Below are 17,349 nucleotides of genomic sequence, written 5' to 3'. Positions count from 1 at the left end.
ATTATTTCAGATCCGATAAAATAATATCATATGCTTTTTTGCTGTCGGTCTTAAAGTTTTCGACAACGGTATATCCGATGCCTATATTGCTCAATATTTCGAGTTCACGGCGCTGTCGCTCCTCAAGAGCGGATATATAACCTTCAAAGCCTCTGAGACCATTCTGTCTGCCGTATTCACCGCCGCAGTGATAATCTATAACGTCGCTGAGCCAGCGGTTTCCGCGTTCGGGAACAGCCTTTTCTATTTCTGCTCTGATATTTTCTGTTTTAAGGTATACGATAAAGGGCTCCAGCGGCTGTATTATGCTGTATATCTCGCTTATAAAGTGCTGAGACAGTATTTCTTCAAAGCCGAACCTCATCATTGTCTCGCACATGGGATTTTGCAGAAAGACACAGTTGAATACATATCCCACGGAGGATAATAGTGCTTTTTCAGCGAATTCACGCCATTTGCCGAGTATCAGCGGCTTTTCTGTCTCCCAGGGCAGAAAATCGTATATCTTGTGCTTCAGCAGCTTGTCAAAAAGAGAGCCGCTGAATTTTTCAAGGGGAATGATATATCCGCCGTTCTTTTTTTCGGAGAATGAAGCGACAGCAGCCTGTTCGTCCGCTTTCAGCAGGGAGAATTCAGCTTCGGTCAGAAAAGCATGAAATTCGTAATCGGCAGGGTGATGACCGTTTCCCTCGTCGTAATACTTCATGCCGAGCTTTTCCGCTATGTATTTCGAGGCTGTACTTTTTCCCGAGCAGGGAAGTCCTTCGGCTATTATCAGTTTCCGCATAATATGCCCCCATTTACTGCCGTATTCAGAAATCGCCCGATCATTTCTGTCGGGCGATTAATTGGTTTTAAGTTATTTTGCTGTGTTTTCTTCGTCCTGATGACGTATCTGGGCACGCTTGATCTTTCCGCCGAGAGTCTTCGGGAGCTCCTTTACATACTCGATAACACGGGGGTACTTGTAAGGAGCAGTCTCGCGCTTAACGTGATTCTGAAGCTCCTTTGTGAGCTCGGGTGAAGGAGTGTATCCCTCAGCAAGAACGACTGTTGCCTTAACTACCTGTCCTCTGATAGGATCGGGAGCACCTGTGATAGCCGATTCAACTACGGCAGGGTGAGTGAGGAGAGCGCTCTCTACCTCGAAAGGTCCGATACGGTAGCCCGAGCACTTGATAACGTCGTCGTTTCTTCCTACGAACCAGTAATAGCCCTTGGAATCGCGCCATGCAACATCGCCTGTGTCGTAATTCTTTCCGCCGAGAACAGCCTCTGTGAGCTCGGGGTTCTTGTAGTAGCCGCAGAAAAGACCTGTAGGACGCTCCTTGTCTATATCGCATACCATGATGCTGCCCTCTTCACCGTCGTCAGCCTCTGTGCCGTCAGCACGGAGAAGGTGAATATTGTAAAGGGGGGAAGGCTTTCCTGTTGAGCCGGGCTTGGGATCTATCCAGGGGAAGTTTGCGATAAGTACGGTACCCTCTGTCTGTCCGAAGCCTTCGCGCATCTTCTTGCCTGTGAGCTCGTAGATACGGTTGAATACCTCGGGGTTGAGGGGCTCGCCTGCGTTGCAGAAGTTCTGTATTGAGGAGAGATCGTACTTTGTCATATCCTCCTGAAGCATAAAGCGGTACATAGTAGGAGGAGCGCAGAATGTGGTCAGCTTATAGTGGCTGATAACCTCAAGGATATCCTTTGCGTTGAATCTGCCCGTGAAGTCGTATGCGAACTGTATAGCGCCGCATATCCACTGTCCGTAGATCTTGCCCCAGCCGAACTTGGCCCAGCCTGAGTCGGATATGGACATATGGAGCTTGTTCTCCTGTACCTGATGCCAGTACTTTGCAGTAACTATATGACCGAGGGGATGTGCGAAGTTATGACATACCATTTTTGGCATACCTGTTGAGCCCGATGTGAAGTATATCAGCATGGTATCGTTTACCTTTGTGGCCTCATCGCCTGTAGGGCGCTCAAAGGTATCGGGATACTTTTCAATCTCGTCCTCGAAGAAGTCCCAGCCCTCACGGGGCTCTGCAACTGCTATTTTCTTGCGGAGAGTCTTTATCTCTGGAGCAGCTGCGTCTATCTGTCCGCGTATGTATTCGTCATCGCAGGCGATTATAGCCGAGATCTCGGCCATATTGCCGCGGTAGGCGATATCGTGTGTGGTGAAAAGCAGGTTTCCGGGGATAAGTATAACGCCCAGCTTGTGAAGAGCGGTAGCTATTACCCAGTACTCCCAGCGGCGGCGGAGGATAAGAAGTACAACGTCGCCTTTTTTGAGTCCGAGACTGCGGAAATAGTGGCAGGTCTTGTTTGAAAGCTTTGAAATATCGGTGAAAGTAAACGTTTTCTCCTGCTTGTCGTGGCTGAGCCATACAAGAGCCTTCTTCTCGGGCTCCTGCTTTGCCCATTCGTCAACGATGTCCCAGCCGAAGTTGAAGTCATCAGGAACGTTTACACGGTAATTTTCCTTGAAATCCTCGTATGAATCAAACTCGATACGGGGAAGATAACGGTCTAAAAGCATGATTATAAGAACTCCTTTGTATTAGCCGTCTGCGGCTTATTATTCAGCGATCATAGTGAGAAATCTTGCTTTGCTGTCGCCTACGCAGCGCTGTCCGTGGAGATATGTCGGATTGAAGTATATTGAATCGCCCTCATTGAGAATGATCTCCTGATCCTCAAAAACAACAGCGATAGTTCCCTTGAGCACAAGGTTGAACTCCTGTCCTGAATGGCTTACGAGCTTTGCTGGCTCGTCTGAGGGTTCAAGAGTAACAAGAAGCGGCTGCATAACCTTATCGGCATAGCGGAAAGCGAGATCCTTGAAGCGGTAGCCGGGAAAACGGCTTATGCTTCTGCCCTTACCGCGGCGGACGACCTGGAAAGTGTCGATCCTGCTGGGTTCGCCTGTGACGAGCTCATTGAAATCGACTCCGAATTTGTTTGCAATCTCATAGATGACGCTTATAGGAAAGTCACCGTTCTGTTCATAGCCTGCATACTGCTCGACGGATAGTCCAAGCTCCTTTGCAAGCTTTTCCTGTGTGTAGTCGCACACCTCGCGCAGCTCACGGATACGTGCTGCGATCTCATTAATGGTTTCCATAGCGCAACCTCCTCTTTGATATATTCTATACATTAAACTGTATAAATTTTATAATAGCACATTTGAGGACGGATTGTCAAGGCAAATAGGGATTTATGGTAAAGAAAAACACTTCCTCGGGTAAAAGAGGAAGTGTTTTGTGCTTTTTGCTCATTTGCCTCTTTTCAGCACGAATGAGGCGAGGCAGAAGGTGAAAAATACAACTATATCTGCGATAACGATGGTTGCGCCCACGGGAGTTCCCGCAAGTATGGAAATAATAATTCCTGCGCCCGCACATATGAGCGAGATTATGACCGAGCATATTATAACGCTCCTGAAGCTCTTGAAAACACGCATTGCGGAAAGGGCGGGGAATATTATAAGCGCGGATATGAGCAGTGAGCCCACGAAGTTCATAGCGATGACGATTATCACAGCAATTACCACGGCTATGAGCAGATTGTACATATCGGAGCGGACTCCTGTTGCCTTGGCGAAATTCTCGTCAAAGGTAACTGCGAATATCTTATTGTAGAATATCAGGAATACGCTTACCACGACTATGGACATTGCCACGCATATCCAGACATCGGTGATGGAAAGGGTGAGTATGGATGTGGAACCGAAGAGAGTACTGCAAACATCGGCGGTCACATTGCTTGTGGTATGTCCGCTGCCGCTTCTGGCGGCGAGATTCATCAGCATATATCCCAGTGCCAGAGCTCCCACTGAGATCATAGCAATGGCAGCGTCGCCCTTTATTTTGGTATTATGTCCTGTTCTCAGCAGCAGCACTGCGGAGATTATGGTTATGGGCATGATTATGAGCATATTGTTCGTTATGCCTGTGATCGTGGCAACTGCCATAGCGCCGAAGGCAACGTGTGATAGTCCGTCTCCGATGAAGGAGAAGCGCTTCATAACGAGGGTAACTCCCAGAAGTGAGGAACAGAGCGCTATGAGAAGTCCGACTATCATAGCATAGCGTACATAGGGGTACTGGAAGTAGAAATGCAGAGTCTCGAAGATATTACTCATTCTCATCACCTCCCATAACAGTGAGGAATGCCTGACCTGTCTTGCTGGTGAGGTAGTCATCCTTTGTGCCGAAGAAAAGCTGCTTCCTGCCTACGTGGAGTATATGCGAAGCATATCTTACAGCAGCGTTCATATCATGAGATACCATGATTACGGTTATGCCGTCTTTTTTGTTGAGGCTGTCGATGAGCTCGTACATTTCATTGGCAGCTTTGGGATCCAGTCCTGTTACAGGCTCGTCAAGGAGTATCATCTTCCTTGCGGCACAGAGAGCTCTTGCAAGGAGGACTCTCTGCTGCTGTCCGCCCGAAAGCTCCCTGTAGCAGCGCTTTGTAAGTGGCTCTATGTCAAGTCTGCGCATCATGTCATGAGCAAGCTTTTTTTCATCTTTATTATAAAAGGGACGCAGACCGCAGCGGTTCATGCAGCCCGAAAGAACTATTTCGCGGACTGAGGCGGGAAAGTCTCTCTGTACCAGCGTCTGCTGGGGGAGATAGCCTATTTCGTTCTTGGCCATGCCGCCGCAGAATTCGATATTTCCGCTTAGCTGAGGCTTGAGGCCGAGCAGGGCTTTTATGAGCGTGCTCTTGCCTGAGCCGTTTTCGCCGACTATGCAGAGATAATCGCCGCTGCTGACTGTAAAATTGATATTTTTGGTAACAACGTCGCCCTCATATCCGAGAGAGACGTTTTCGCATTTCAGTAATGCTCCCATCTGAACAGGCACCTTCTTTTGAATTTGATAATCATTTTCAAATCATATTATACTTTATTTATCTCTCTGTGTCAAGGGCAGATACGTTATTTCCGTAAAACTTTGCAGCTTTTTACGTACCTGTGAGCTTTCCGCCATTAAATGAAAAAAAGATGAATTTTCGGCGATATACTTGACAAAGACGAGGGTTTGGAGTATAATGTATTTGTAAATTTGATATAGGGGGGCGGTATTATGCCAAAAACAACAAAAGACAAAGAGCTGGATAAAATGTACAAGGATCTCCTTGAGACACGTGACAGTGCCAGATCTTCCTCCAAGAGCGAGGGAAACAGGCTGCTCACATTTTTTATCGGGCTTCTGATGCTGGGCGGCGGCTTGTTCATGATATTCCAGAATATCGAAGTAACGAGCTCGTGGGGCTTCGGCGGATATTTCTTCAGGATAGGCAATATAGGACTTCCTAACGGACTGATAATGCTTCCGATAATCGCGGGAATAGCAATGCTTTTCCTTATGGACAGGAAGATATTCGGCTGGGTAGTTCTTTCCATCGGTATCATCATTGTGCTTCTCAGCGTAATGATGACCACACATCTGAGATGGCATACCACCAATGCATATGTGTTCATCGTAATGTTCGGCCTTGTTGCAGCAGGCGGCGGCATGGTACTCAGAGAGCTCTTCAGAAGAGACTGAAAACAGCAGACCGTACTTTCGGGTACGGTCTTTTTTATGCCTTTATGCAGAAAAAATCCCGATCAGGAGCAAAAGCCCGATCGGGAATATTTTTTGAGACTGATGTCTGCCTTGGCAGAGCTTATTGTCTGATATACTCAATAATAGGTTCGAGGTACTTGCGGTCGGTGAGATCGCATGAAGCCGAAACGTGTTCAGCCATGGCCTTTTCATCCTCGGTCTTGTTCTTTTTGTTTTTCAGCATAGCGGCAAATGTCTTCATCAGCATCTTTGAGCCGATGGACATTTTGTCATAATCCAGTCCGCCGGGGCAGTAGAATGCCTTTGCGTATTTCTGCTGTTCTCCGTTAAGGGACTTTTCAAGCAGAGTTTTTACGCCCGAATATTTTTCGGGGCTTGCTCCGACAGCGAATACAGCCAGCTTCTTTTCGTGCCATTTATCGATTCTGCCTGTGAACCAGTCAAGCTTGTGGATCTTTTCAACAGCTACCCAGCCGCCGTAAATTATGCAATCGAAGAAATCAAAGAATTCGTCCTTCTTTTTATGAGCTTCCTTTACCGAGATGGTCTCCGCACCGAGCTCTTCTGCCAGCCATTCTGCATATTTTTTAGTGAATCCTGTCTGTGATGAATAAATGATGATGGTTTTCATATTATTACCTCTTGGTATGGCCGCGGCTTGCTTTTGTCAGTGTCAGTCAAGAGCTGCAAAAGCCTGCTTGAGGTCGTCGAGTATGTCGTCGATGTTTTCAAGACCTACGGAAAGTCTGATGAGACCGCCGTTGATTCCTGCTGCTGCAAGCTGCTCGTCTGTGAGCTGACGGTGTGTGGCACTTGCAGGGTGGAGTACGCAGGTACGGATATCCGCAACGTGTACTTCATTGGAAGCAAGCTTCAGAGAATCCATGAACTTTACAGCTGTGTTTCTGCCGCCCTTGATGATGAATGAGATAACACCGCTTGAGCTGCCGCCGAGATACTTCTTTGCCATCTCGTGGTACTTGTTGCTCTCGAGACCGGGATAATTTACGGATTCTACGTACTCGTTTGCCTCAAGGAACTTTGCTACTACCATGGCGTTCTCGCAGTGCTGCTTCATTCTGATAGGCAGAGTTTCGAGACCGAGGTTAAGGTAGAATGCTGACTGAGCCGAAGGATAGCAGCCGAAGTCTCTCATAAGCTGCATTCTTGCCTTGATGATATATGCAGCCTTGCCGTATGTCTTGGTGTATATCGTTCCGTGGTAGCTCTCGTCGGGCTCTGTGAACTCGGGGAACTTGCCGTTGGTCCAGTCGAAATTGCCTGAATCTACAATAACGCCGCCGCCCTGAACTGCATGACCGTCCATGTACTTTGTGGTGGAGTGGATAACTATATCCGCGCCGAACTCAATAGGTCGGCAAAGAATGGGAGTGGGGAAGGTATTGTCTATGATGAGCGGAACGCCGTTCTTGTGAGCGATCTTTGCGAATTTTTCGATATCAAATACCGTAAGAGCGGGATTTGCGAGAGTTTCACCGAAAACAGCCTTTGTGTTGGGCTTGAATGCAGCCTGGATCTCTTCCTCGGAAGCATCGGCATCAACGAAAATGCACTCGATGCCGAGTTTCTTCATAGTATAAGCGAAAAGATTGATAGTTCCGCCGTAGATAGTTGCTGTAGATATAAAGCTGTCTCCTGCCTGGAGGATATTGAGCAGCGACAGAAGTGATGCTGCCTGACCGCTGGAGGTACACATAGCACCGATACCGCCTTCGAGAGCGGCTATCTTATCCTCAACAGCCATAACCGTGGGATTTTCAAAACGGGAGTATATAAGGCTTTTGGTAGGATCATCGAATACAGCTGCAACATCGTCTGTTGAGTCGTACACATAAGTAGTGCTCTGGACGATGGGAACCACTCTCGGTTCAGTATTCTTCGGGGTATAGCCTGCGTGCAGGCATTTGGTTTCGATCTTCATTTTAGGGGACCTCCTGTGTAATATATGTTACTGTGCCTTTCTGTGTATCACTCTTTGTACCTTGGGTACGCAGAATTCAAGAACAGCGCAGTATTTGTCGATGATAGTGATTATGTATGTCTCTTTGTATCTGGGCATAGGCCTTGTGACGGGCCACATATGTTTTGCGATCATATCGCGTTCGAGAACGGATATATCGGTGACTTGTTCAGCATTTGCGCAGGCTATCATAGCGTGGTTTTTGCTGTGGGAGGCCTGACCTCTGACCTTTCCGGAGTTATACTCCTTCCTGTCATAATAGAACAGATCATGAAGAAGGCCGGCTCTTGCAGCAGAACGGGCATTTAGCCTGAATTTCCTGCATACTATATAGCTGTAATAGGAAACGTTGACACAATGCTGGAAACGTGTAGTCGATATATGATGAGTTATCGTTTTCAGATCCTGAAGCTGCTGACAGTCTATTATATCCCTGACGCAGTCATAATAGCTGTTATCGGTCAGCTCCTTTGAGGAACATATAGCTTTCAGCATCAGCTGCCTCCTTTGCATGGTATCAGTTTCATCGAATGAATATATTATATACTATTTTAATCGTAAAATCAAGATGAAATATAAAAAAAAGAGGCAAAATATATAAAAAAAGCATCATAAGAGCCTCCATCTACTGAAATATTGCATAGAAAGCTATGGAGCTGTGAACAGAGACTGCCGTCATAATGCTTTCTTTCAACTGCATTTTATACCTTGATTTTGATTAATATGTAAACTGGTGCTGACGCATTACATGAACTCAAAAGGACAAAATCAGTATAAAATTGTAAGACTTATACAAATCTCGGCATCTAAATTGTGATTTTGGTATACAAATAGAAAAATTTTGGATTTACTGCTATAAAGCCTTGAAATATTTGGCACAGAGTGCTATAATTTTAAGTGAACTGCGATCTACGCAGAATATTGTAAAGGAGGTTTTTTAACAATGGCGTTAAAAAATCAGTATCTTATCGATTTATTAGCAAGAGTAGAAAAGAGAAATCCCGGTGAGCCCGAGTTCATCCAGGCTGTAACCGAAGTTCTCGAAACACTTCAGCCTGTTGCTGAAAAGAGACAGGATCTTATCGATGCAGGCGTTTTTGAGCGTATAGTTGAGCCCGAGAGACAGATCATGTTCCGTGTTCCCTGGGTTGACGACAATGGCAAGGTACAGGTAAACAGAGGATTCAGAATCCAGTTCAACTCCGCTATCGGACCTTACAAGGGCGGTATCAGACTTCACCCCTCCGTATACCTCGGTATAATCAAGTTCCTCGGTTTCGAGCAGGTATTCAAGAACAGCCTTACAACACTGCCTATGGGCGGCGGTAAGGGCGGTTCCGACTTCGATCCTAAGGGCAAGAGCGACGGAGAGATCATGCGTTTCTGCCAGAGCTTCATGACAGAGCTCTGCAAGCACATCGGTGCTGACTGCGACGTTCCTGCAGGTGATATCGGAACAGGCGCAAGAGAGATCGGCTTCATGTTCGGTCAGTACAAGAGAATCCGCAACGAGTTCGTAGGCGTTCTCACAGGTAAGGGTCTTACATACGGCGGTTCACTTGCAAGAACAGAGGCTACAGGCTACGGTCTCTGCTACTTCACAAACGAGATGCTCCAGGCTAACGGCAAGAGCTTCAAGGATCAGACAGTTGTTATCTCCGGTTCAGGTAACGTTGCTATCTACGCTACAGAGAAGGCTACTCAGTACGGCGCTAAGGTAGTTACAGTTTCAGACTCTAACGGTTATATCTACGATCCCGACGGAATCGATCTTGATCTCGTTAAGCAGATCAAGGAGGTTGAGCGCGGACGTATCAAGGAATACATCGGCAGATCTTCACACAAGAACGCTGAGTACCACGAGGGCAGCGTTTGGACACTCAAGTGCAACGCTGGCGATATCAAGCTTGACATCGCTCTTCCTTGCGCTACACAGAATGAGATCAACGGCGACGGTGCTAAGGCTATCGTTGCTAACGGCGGTTACGCTGTAGCTGAAGGCGCTAATATGCCTTCAACTCCCGAGGCTATCGAGACATATCTCTCAAACGGCGTTCTCTACGGACCTGCTAAGGCTGCAAATGCCGGCGGTGTTGCTACATCCGGTCTTGAGATGAGCCAGAACAGCGAGAGACTCAGCTGGACATTCGAAGAGGTTGACGAGAAGCTCCACGGCATCATGAAGTCTATCTTCAAGGCTTGTGACGAGGCTGCTAAGGAGTACGGCATGGCAGGCAACTACATGGCTGGCGCTAACATTGCAGGCTTCCTCAAGGTTGCTGAGGCAATGAAGGCTCAGGGTTGCGTTTGATCGGAAAACTGACGATCTATCAGTGATCCGGTAAAGTAAAGATTTTACCTCCCGTTGTGATAAACGACGGGAGGTTTTTTATTTTGAATAATGCACAATACAACATAGTGGAAATTGTTGAAAACATAGAATTTTACTATTTAGACAATTATTATGCTTAAACGGCTTGAAATGTGTGCAAAATGTGGTATAATAAGATTGTGATCTATTATCTGTACTAATATACAATTTTATACTTGGGGGTATAATACGATGAAAAAGACTATAATTACTATTGAACGTCAATACGGAAGCGGCGGCAGTATAATCGGAAAGCTTGCCGCAGAAAAGCTCGGCATAAGCTGCTATAACCGCCAGATACTGGAGATGACTGCGGAAAGGTGCGGGATAGCGCCCGAGTACCTTGAGAGTGCCGAGGAGAATGTGCCTACAAGCTTCCTTTATTCGCTTCTTCTTTCGGCAAATCCCGGAAGGACCATGGAGGAGAACCTTCCTCTCTCGGATAAGGTCTTCCTTATGGAGAGCCGGATCATAAATGAAATAGCAGACAATGAGAAGAGTTTTGTGCTCGTGGGACGCTGCGGAAGCTATATCCTTGAGGATAAGGGCTGCTTCAGCGTGTATATTTACGCTAATCCCGAGTACCGCATGAAGCGTGCAATCAAAGAGTACGAGATCAACGAGAACAAGGCGGAATCCGTTATGAAAAAGGCAGATAAGCGCCGCGAGACCTTCTATAATGTGAATACGGGAAGAGTCTGGCAGGATAAGGATCAGTATTCCCTCTGCCTCAACAGCGCAGAGCTCGGGGACGAGCTGTGTGCGGAGATAATAGTAAAGGCTTATACCGAGTATAACGCCCGTTTTGCAGACTGAAAAAAAGTTATAGGGGTGTATCGGATCATATTGCGAATATATCAGCTCCTTTGCGGTAAAATAAAGGCAAAGGAGCTGTATTTTTATGTGCGTTGTTCTTATCCGTTCGGTGATGCTGTATATACTGGTAATATTCGCTGTAAGACTCATGGGTAAGCGTCAGCTGGGGGAGCTCCAGCCGTCTGAGCTGGTCATAACCATACTTGTTTCCAATATAGCGACGCTGCCCATTGAAGATGTCAATATCCCCGTGATAGTGGGAGTTACGCCGATACTTTCTCTGGTCTGCTTTGAGGTGATGGTATCGTGGATAAATCTGAGGCTGCCGAAGCTGAGAAAGCTCATATCGGGTAGCCCAAAGATAATCGTCAGGAACGGCTGCATAGAGCGGGATATTATGCGGGAGCTTCGCTTTTCGGTGGATGATCTGCTCATGGCACTGAGAGGACAGGAGATATTCGACCTGAGCGAGGTGCAGTTTGCTGTTGTCGAGACAACAGGCAGTGTTTCCGTTATGAAAAAGCAGCCGCTGGAAACTCCTACAAGACGTGATATGCAAATAGGGGCAGAGTGCAGTGACCCTCCCGTGCTTATAATATCCGACGGGAAGTTCATTCCTCAGGCTATGGAGTCATTGAAGCTCAGCAGGAGTGCTGCGGAGAAGGTACTTGAAAAATACGGACTGACTGTCGGTGAGGTATTCATTATGACAGCTGACAGCGGAGGAAGCTTCTATATCGCCGATAAACAGGGCGCTCCGCCGAAGATCGTAAGAACGGAGGAAAAGAATGACAAGAGTTAAAATGGCAGCAGCTGTTCTGCTGCTCCTCGTCGGGATGAGCGTTTTTACAAGCTTGTGGGTGAACCGCCGCTGTGATGCCATGCTTTCGCAGGTAGACCAGATATATGAGCTTGCGGAAAACGGCGATACCATGACCGTGACCGATATGGCTCGGGAGCTGAACGCTGAATGGGAGAGCTTCCGTGAGGGAGCTTCTGTGCTGCTGAAGTATGACAGGCTAATTGAGATAGACCGCCTGTGCTCGCGGATAGTTCACCTTGCCGAGAACGAGGAGGACGAAATGGCGGCGGAGCTTGCAGAGCTCCGCGATATGCTTGAAATGCTGAAAAGCGGCGAAACGCCGCTTCTTACAAGTGTGCTTTGAGTTGAGGGAGTAGGGGACGGTGACTCCATGTAGTACAGGGAGATGTCCGAAGGACAGAGGGACGCGGATCCTGTTGGGAGTCCTCGGCGTCCCGCAAGTTGAGAGTTGTGGTGCCGCCTGCGGCGACTGATCGAAAAAAGGGACGTCCGTCGGACGTCCCTCATCAGTTTATATTATTACTTTTCCAGTGTTCCGTGGGAGAGTGACTTCAGGTATGCATTGATGAAGCCGTCGATGTCGCCGTCCATAACAGCCTGGATATTGCCGTTTTCAAAGCCTGTACGTGTGTCCTTAACGAGAGTGTAAGGCATGAATACATAAGAACGGATCTGTGAGCCCCATGCGATCTGGTTCTGAACGCCCTTGATATCCTCGATCTTTTCAAGGTGCTCGCGCTCCTTGATCTCAATGAGCTTTGAACGGAGCATCTTCATGGCGTAGTCCTTGTTCTGGTACTGGCTTCGCTGTGTCTGACAGGAAACAACAATACCTGTTGGCTTATGGATAAGACGTACAGCGGAGCTGGTCTTGTTTACCTTCTGACCGCCTGCGCCGCTGGAACGGTAAACCTCCATTTCGATATCCTCGGGACGGATATCGACTTCGATAGAGTCATCGAGCTCGGGCATAACTTCAAGAGCTGCAAATGATGTGTGTCTGCGTCCCTGTGCGTCAAAGGGAGATACGCGGACAAGTCTGTGAACTCCTGACTCTGACTTCATATAGCCGTAGGCGTTTTCACCCTCGATGAGTATGGAGGCGGACTTCATGCCTGCTTCATCACCGTCCAGGTAGTCAAGAAGTTCCACCTTGAACTCATGGCGCTCAGCCCAGCGGTTGTACATACGATAGAGCATCTCTGCCCAGTCCTGAGCCTCTGTACCGCCTGCACCTGCATGGAAGGTAAGGATAGCATTGGCGTTGTCGTACTCGCCGGTAAGGAGAGTAGCAAGCTTTTCTTCCTCAAGCTTGGTCTTGAAAGCCTCGGACTCATTCTTTATCTCCTCGATGTCACTTTCGTCGTCAGCTTCGATAGAGAGCTCGATAAGAGTGATGATATCTTCGAGATTCTCGTTGAGCTTGTTGTAATGATCGATCTTCTTTTCAAGGGACTTCTGCTCCTTCAGTACCTTCTGGGAGTTTTCGAGGTCGTCCCAGAAGCCTTCCTTTGCAGTCTCCTCGCCAAGCTCCGCAACGCGCTTCTTGGCGTTTTCTATATTCAGAACGTCTGCGAGCTCCGCCATTTCCTTGCGGTAGCCCGTCATTTCGACTCTGAGTTCATCAAGTATTATCATGGTTTCAAATCCTTTCAAACATAGATACACATATTATATCACAGTTCGGAGCTGAGTGCAAGGGGGAAAACGAGATTTTTTCCGTCATGGCGATGTAATAATGACAAATGTCACATGATTAATGACAAACGACGTCTTTTTCAAGCATATGAAATGTGCTATAATACATTCAAAGGAGTGATACTAATGAAAAAAATCATCGCACTACTGGCTGCAGCAATTTTAACAGCAGGACTTTTCTCATGCGGCAGGACTTCAACAAAAACTAAAGAACTCAACGACTGGCAGAAGGAGCTTCTTGCAGCAGAGGGGCTTTCCACAGAAGCCGACGAACTGACAGACTCTCAACTGCGCTCAATTCAGCGTATCTACGAGATGATAACCTATCTCAACGAGAAGTATGACGAGGAATTCATCTATGGGGGATACCTCGAACCGGCGGCAAATCAAACGGAAACACTGTATGCTTATCCTCGGCTGTTAGGAGCAGATTACGGCAGGAATACCGTTACCGTCAGGGCAACAAAGGACGGTTTTACAGATGATTATCATGATAAATCTGTTGTAGATTATTATAATGAGCTTGTCACAAATTTCATTCATGATTATTTCGATTCTGATGATTTTGTGGTGTTTACAGATGTAAATGCCTGTGATATTAAGAAATCAGAAGTTGTTGATTGTGATTTTCAATGGAAACTTGGTGTATTTGACTCTATTTTTCTTTCAGAAAGTATCTGTACTCAAGATGATGTAGAAAAGTTTGCAGTTAATTTTGCAAAATATCTTTATGAGCATAAAATGGCTGGAAGGCAGAGGATAAATATAATGAATTCTGATTTTGAAATATCAAAGATGACTTATGGTAATTTTACGGATTATTATAATGATGAGCACTATTTAGGCTATTACAGCTTTGCTTTTGACTCTTTAAAAAACAGTGTATTACAAGACGATCATTTGAACGAAAAACGAACACAAAATGAATATAAAATTGATGAATATTTTTCTAAATACAATTAAAGGAGTAATAAAGACATGATATTAAACGGAGAATATGTTGACAAGTTAACAGATGAAGAATTATGTATGATTGAACAGTTGACCTCTCTTTATGAAATGGTAGTAGCCTCTTACAATTCTTAGATCTAAGTTCTCATCTCTCAGTTCTTTTTTTCGTCTTGACAAACGGGATTTTATCGTGTATAATAGGAGAGTATTCAAAGGCGATGATGAAGAGGAGTACGCAGGAGACCCGATTTTCAGAGAGCTGCCGCAGGGTGAAAGGCAGTATGAGGGGCTTGCGGAAGTAGCTTCGGAGCTTCGCGTGCCAACGGCTTTTGCTCAGTAGTATGCGGCGTGATCCTCACGTTACAGGGGAAGAAGCTCATCGGCTTCGCAGAGTGCGGGAGAATTCCCGAATTCAGGTGGTAACACGGACTTTAGTTCGCCCTGGACCTTGACGGTTCGGGGCGATTTTATTTTGCACGGACCAATATAACATTAAAGGAGAATGATAGAATGGCAAAGGAACTTGCAAAGGCATACGATCCCAAGGACTTTGAGGACCGTATCTATGCCGCATGGAACGAAAAGGGCTGCTTTCGTGCAGAGGCTGATCTGAAGAAAACGCCCTACACTATAGTTATTCCCCCTCCGAACATCACAGGACAGCTCCACATGGGACACGCCCTTGATGAGACTCTCCAGGATATCCTTATCCGCTGGAAGAGAATGAGCGGCTACAGCGCACTTTGGCTTCCCGGTACAGATCACGCTGCTATTGCAACAGAGGCTAAGATCGTTGAGGCTATGCGCAAGGAAGGCGTTACCAAGGAGGACCTGGGACGCGAAGGCTTCATGAAGCGCGCATGGGAGTGGAAGAAGCAGTACGGCGGCCGTATCGTTGAGCAGCTCAAGAAGCTTGGCTCCTCATGCGACTGGTCAAGAGAGCGCTTCACCATGGACGAGGGCTGCTCAAAGGCAGTTAAGGAAGTTTTCATCAAGTACTACGAAAAAGGTCTCATCTACAGAGGCGAGCGTATAATCAACTGGTGTCCAAAATGTAAGACTTCACTTTCGGACGCTGAGGTTACTTACGAGGATCAGGCAGGCCATTTCTGGCATCTCCGCTACAAGATAAAGGACTCCGACGGCTATCTGGAGCTTGCTACCACCCGTCCCGAGACTCTCCTGGGCGATACGGCCGTAGCTGTAAACCCCAAGGACGAGCGCTACACAGACCTCGTTGGCAAGACGGTTATCCTTCCTCTTGTACATCGTGAGATACCTATCGTTGCCGATGACTATGTTGAAATGGACTTCGGAACAGGCGTAGTTAAGATAACTCCCGCTCACGACCCTAATGACTTCGAGGTAGGTCTCCGCCATAACCTCCCTGTTATCAATGTAATGAACGACGACGCTACTATCGTTGACGACTATCCCGCTTATGCAGGCATGGACCGCTATGAGGCAAGAAAGAAGATAGTCGAGGATCTCGAAAAGGAAGGCGCTCTCGTTAAGATAGAGGAATACAGCCATAACGTAGGTACCTGCTACCGCTGCGGAACTACTGTTGAACCCAAGGTTTCCACACAGTGGTTCGTTAAGATGAAGCCCCTCGCTGAGCCTGCTATCGCTGCCGTAAAGAACGGCGATACAAAGTTCGTTCCCGAGCGCTTTGACAAGATATACTTCCACTGGCTTGAAAATATCAAGGACTGGTGTATCTCCCGTCAGATCTGGTGGGGACATCAGATACCTGCATTCTACTGCGACGAGTGCGGTGAAATGGTAGTTACAAAGGAGAGCAGCGCGGTTTGTCCCAAGTGCGGCAAGCCCATGAGACAGGATCCCGATACTCTCGATACATGGTTCAGCTCTGCACTCTGGCCCTTCTCAACACTGGGCTGGCCCGAGAATACAGAGGATCTGAAATACTTCTATCCCACAAATACTCTCGTAACAGGTTATGACATCATCTTCTTCTGGGTAATCAGAATGATGTTCAGCGGTCTGGAGAACATGGGCAAGGTACCTTTTGATACAGTTCTTATCCACGGCCTTGTACGTGACTCACAGGGACGCAAGATGTCCAAGTCACTGGGCAACGGTATCGATCCGCTTGAAGTTATCAACGAGTACGGTGCTGATGCTCTCAGATTCATGCTTGCTACAGGCAACTCACCCGGAAACGATATGCGTTATATCGACGACAAGGTAAAGGCTGCACGTAACTTCGCAAACAAGCTCTGGAACGCTTCACGTTTCATTATGATGAATCTCCCCGAGGACTTTGAGTTCAAGGGACTTCCCGCAGAGCTTGAATTAGAGGACAAGTGGCTTGTCAATAAGTTCAATCAGCTTGCTAAGGAAGTTGGCGAGAACCTTGACAAGTACGAGCTGGGAGTTGCTTCACAGAAGATATACGACTTTATCTGGGACGTATTCTGCGACTGGTACATCGAGCTCACAAAGCCCCGTATACAGGCAGGCGGCGAGACAATGGCAAAGGCTCAGGCAGTTCTTGTATGGGCTATGCAGGGTATGCTGAAGCTTCTCCATCCCTTCATGCCTTTCATCACAGAGGAGATATGGCAGGTACTCAACAATGAGAAGTCCATGATAATCCTCGAGACTTATCCCACATATGATGCTTCTATCGACTTCACAGCCGAGGAGAAGGCATTCGAGAAGATAATCTCAGCTATCAAGGCTGTAAGAAATACACGTACAGAAATGAACGTACCGCCATCGGTAAAGGCTAAGCTTTTTATCGAGACTGCCGACAAGGAGCTCTTCAACTCCTGCGCAGTATTCTTCGAGAAGCTTGCTTCCGCTTCCGCTGTTGAGACAGGTGACAAGTTCGATATTCCCGATTCTGCCAATGCAGTTACCGACTCCGCACGTATCTTCATTCCTATGGACGAGCTGGTTGACAAGGAAAAGGAGATAGCACGTCTTGAGAAGGAAAAGGCTAAGGTTCAGAAGGATATAGACTTCCTCAGCGGAAAGCTGAATAATCAGGGCTTTATCGCAAAGGCTCCCGCACAGCTCATTGAAGCCGAAAAGGCTAAGCTGGCAAAGGCAGATGAGAAAATGGCAAAGATAGAACAGTCTATCGCAGCATTCAGAAAGTAAA

At 47.1% G+C, this 17,349-nt stretch carries 16 protein-coding genes and 1 other annotated feature; of the genes, 7 read left to right on the top strand and 9 right to left on the bottom strand.

Going from position 1 to position 17,349, the window contains the following annotated elements; genetic code table 11:
• Position 1: 1 nt before the first annotated feature.
• The 5 genes from RF007C_RS01230 to RF007C_RS01210 all read right to left on the bottom strand — a co-directional run bounded on the left by RF007C_RS01230 (position 2) and on the right by RF007C_RS01210 (position 4,856).
• Complete coding sequence (locus tag RF007C_RS01230) at positions 2–787, bottom strand: hypothetical protein (protein WP_037296529.1); 786 nt, start codon at positions 785–787, stop codon at positions 2–4.
• A 72-nt stretch (positions 788–859) separates the two neighbouring features.
• A complete protein-coding gene (locus RF007C_RS01225; protein WP_037296528.1) occupies positions 860–2,536 on the bottom strand; it encodes an AMP-binding protein in 1,677 nt (558 codons plus the stop codon).
• A 39-nt stretch (positions 2,537–2,575) separates the two neighbouring features.
• Entirely contained in the window at positions 2,576–3,121 is a 546-nt protein-coding gene (locus RF007C_RS01220) for a helix-turn-helix domain-containing protein (protein WP_019679480.1), read from the bottom strand.
• 150 nt (positions 3,122–3,271) lie between these two features.
• Positions 3,272–4,141 carry a metal ABC transporter permease gene (locus RF007C_RS01215; RefSeq protein ID WP_019679481.1) on the bottom strand — a complete coding sequence of 290 codons (870 nt, stop codon included), beginning with the start codon at positions 4,139–4,141 and terminating at the stop codon, positions 3,272–3,274.
• Entirely contained in the window at positions 4,134–4,856 is a 723-nt protein-coding gene (locus RF007C_RS01210) for a metal ABC transporter ATP-binding protein (RefSeq protein ID WP_037296527.1), read from the bottom strand. Before RF007C_RS01210 ends, RF007C_RS01215 begins: the two co-directional genes overlap by 8 nt.
• Positions 4,857–5,090: 234 nt before the next feature.
• On the opposite strand from RF007C_RS01210, the gene RF007C_RS01205 reads away from it, so the two are divergent.
• Positions 5,091–5,555, top strand: coding sequence for a hypothetical protein (locus tag RF007C_RS01205; protein WP_019679483.1), 465 nt, complete (start codon positions 5,091–5,093; stop codon positions 5,553–5,555).
• Between the two features lie 121 nt (positions 5,556–5,676).
• On the opposite strand, the gene RF007C_RS01200 is transcribed toward RF007C_RS01205, so the two are convergent.
• The 3 genes from RF007C_RS01200 to RF007C_RS01190 are packed head-to-tail and all read right to left on the bottom strand — an operon-like array spanning position 5,677 to position 8,052.
• On the bottom strand, positions 5,677–6,207 hold the full coding sequence (locus tag RF007C_RS01200; protein ID WP_037296526.1) for a flavodoxin domain-containing protein: 531 nt from the start codon (positions 6,205–6,207) through the stop codon (positions 5,677–5,679).
• Positions 6,208–6,249: 42 nt separating this feature from the next.
• The gene (locus tag RF007C_RS01195) at positions 6,250–7,518 is read right to left on the bottom strand and encodes an O-acetylhomoserine aminocarboxypropyltransferase/cysteine synthase family protein (RefSeq protein WP_037296525.1); all 1,269 of its coding nucleotides are present in this window, start codon (positions 7,516–7,518) and stop codon (positions 6,250–6,252) included.
• Positions 7,519–7,545: 27 nt separating this feature from the next.
• On the bottom strand, positions 7,546–8,052 hold the full coding sequence (locus tag RF007C_RS01190; protein ID WP_019679485.1) for an HD domain-containing protein: 507 nt from the start codon (positions 8,050–8,052) through the stop codon (positions 7,546–7,548).
• 448 nt (positions 8,053–8,500) lie between these two features.
• Between RF007C_RS01190 and gdhA the strand changes: the two genes are divergently transcribed.
• The 4 genes from gdhA (at position 8,501) to RF007C_RS01170 (ending at position 11,910) form a co-directional block, all read left to right on the top strand.
• Positions 8,501–9,868: an NADP-specific glutamate dehydrogenase gene (gdhA, locus tag RF007C_RS01185; protein ID WP_019679486.1), complete on the top strand. Its 1,368-nt coding sequence runs from the start codon at positions 8,501–8,503 to the stop codon at positions 9,866–9,868.
• Positions 9,869–10,120: 252 nt separating this feature from the next.
• Entirely contained in the window at positions 10,121–10,744 is a 624-nt protein-coding gene (locus tag RF007C_RS01180) for an AAA family ATPase (protein WP_037296524.1), read from the top strand.
• Positions 10,745–10,829: 85 nt separating this feature from the next.
• Positions 10,830–11,546, top strand: a complete 717-nt coding sequence (locus RF007C_RS01175; RefSeq protein ID WP_051456462.1) for a DUF421 domain-containing protein — start codon at positions 10,830–10,832, stop codon at positions 11,544–11,546.
• On the top strand, positions 11,533–11,910 hold the full coding sequence (locus RF007C_RS01170; protein WP_037296523.1) for a DUF4363 family protein: 378 nt from the start codon (positions 11,533–11,535) through the stop codon (positions 11,908–11,910). The genes RF007C_RS01175 and RF007C_RS01170 overlap by 14 nt, the downstream gene beginning before the upstream one ends.
• A gap of 176 nt (positions 11,911–12,086) precedes the next feature.
• Here RF007C_RS01170 and prfB read toward each other — a convergent pair whose 3' ends face one another.
• Entirely contained in the window at positions 12,087–13,205 is a 1,119-nt protein-coding gene (gene prfB, locus RF007C_RS01165; protein WP_037296522.1) for a peptide chain release factor 2, read from the bottom strand.
• A 186-nt stretch (positions 13,206–13,391) separates the two neighbouring features.
• On the opposite strand from prfB, the gene RF007C_RS01160 reads away from it, so the two are divergent.
• Both RF007C_RS01160 and RF007C_RS01155 read left to right on the top strand, forming a co-directional pair.
• Positions 13,392–14,228 (top strand): hypothetical protein, encoded by an 837-nt coding sequence (locus RF007C_RS01160; protein ID WP_037296521.1) that lies wholly within the window; start codon positions 13,392–13,394, stop codon positions 14,226–14,228.
• Between the two features lie 197 nt (positions 14,229–14,425).
• Positions 14,426–14,663, top strand: a binding site (T-box leader).
• A gap of 63 nt (positions 14,664–14,726) precedes the next feature.
• Positions 14,727–17,348, top strand: coding sequence for a valine--tRNA ligase (locus tag RF007C_RS01155; protein ID WP_037296520.1), 2,622 nt, complete (start codon positions 14,727–14,729; stop codon positions 17,346–17,348).
• Position 17,349: the final 1 nt, after the last annotated feature.

The organism is Ruminococcus flavefaciens 007c, from assembly GCF_000571935.1.
Classification (GTDB): domain Bacteria; phylum Bacillota; class Clostridia; order Oscillospirales; family Ruminococcaceae; genus Ruminococcus; species Ruminococcus flavefaciens_F.
The sequence above is the reverse complement of the archived record's forward strand: the minus strand, read 5'-3'. Positions and strand labels throughout refer to the sequence as shown.

Excerpts from the sequence above, each read along its gene's own strand:
- RF007C_RS01230 (WP_037296529.1), bottom strand. The coding sequence starts at position 787 with ATGCGGAAACTGATAATAGCCGAAGGACTTCCCTGCTCGGGAAAAAGT.
- RF007C_RS01225 (WP_037296528.1), bottom strand. The coding sequence starts at position 2,536 with ATGCTTTTAGACCGTTATCTTCCCCGTATCGAGTTTGATTCATACGAG.
- RF007C_RS01220 (WP_019679480.1), bottom strand. The coding sequence starts at position 3,121 with ATGGAAACCATTAATGAGATCGCAGCACGTATCCGTGAGCTGCGCGAG.
- RF007C_RS01215 (WP_019679481.1), bottom strand. The coding sequence starts at position 4,141 with ATGAGTAATATCTTCGAGACTCTGCATTTCTACTTCCAGTACCCCTAT.
- RF007C_RS01210 (WP_037296527.1), bottom strand. The coding sequence starts at position 4,856 with ATGGGAGCATTACTGAAATGCGAAAACGTCTCTCTCGGATATGAGGGC.
- RF007C_RS01205 (WP_019679483.1), top strand. The coding sequence starts at position 5,091 with ATGCCAAAAACAACAAAAGACAAAGAGCTGGATAAAATGTACAAGGAT.
- RF007C_RS01200 (WP_037296526.1), bottom strand. The coding sequence starts at position 6,207 with ATGAAAACCATCATCATTTATTCATCACAGACAGGATTCACTAAAAAA.
- RF007C_RS01195 (WP_037296525.1), bottom strand. The coding sequence starts at position 7,518 with ATGAAGATCGAAACCAAATGCCTGCACGCAGGCTATACCCCGAAGAAT.
- RF007C_RS01190 (WP_019679485.1), bottom strand. The coding sequence starts at position 8,052 with ATGCTGAAAGCTATATGTTCCTCAAAGGAGCTGACCGATAACAGCTAT.
- gdhA (WP_019679486.1), top strand. The coding sequence starts at position 8,501 with ATGGCGTTAAAAAATCAGTATCTTATCGATTTATTAGCAAGAGTAGAA.
- RF007C_RS01180 (WP_037296524.1), top strand. The coding sequence starts at position 10,121 with ATGAAAAAGACTATAATTACTATTGAACGTCAATACGGAAGCGGCGGC.
- RF007C_RS01175 (WP_051456462.1), top strand. The coding sequence starts at position 10,830 with ATGTGCGTTGTTCTTATCCGTTCGGTGATGCTGTATATACTGGTAATA.
- RF007C_RS01170 (WP_037296523.1), top strand. The coding sequence starts at position 11,533 with ATGACAAGAGTTAAAATGGCAGCAGCTGTTCTGCTGCTCCTCGTCGGG.
- prfB (WP_037296522.1), bottom strand. The coding sequence starts at position 13,205 with ATGATAATACTTGATGAACTCAGAGTCGAAATGACGGGCTACCGCAAG.
- RF007C_RS01160 (WP_037296521.1), top strand. The coding sequence starts at position 13,392 with ATGAAAAAAATCATCGCACTACTGGCTGCAGCAATTTTAACAGCAGGA.
- RF007C_RS01155 (WP_037296520.1), top strand. The coding sequence starts at position 14,727 with ATGGCAAAGGAACTTGCAAAGGCATACGATCCCAAGGACTTTGAGGAC.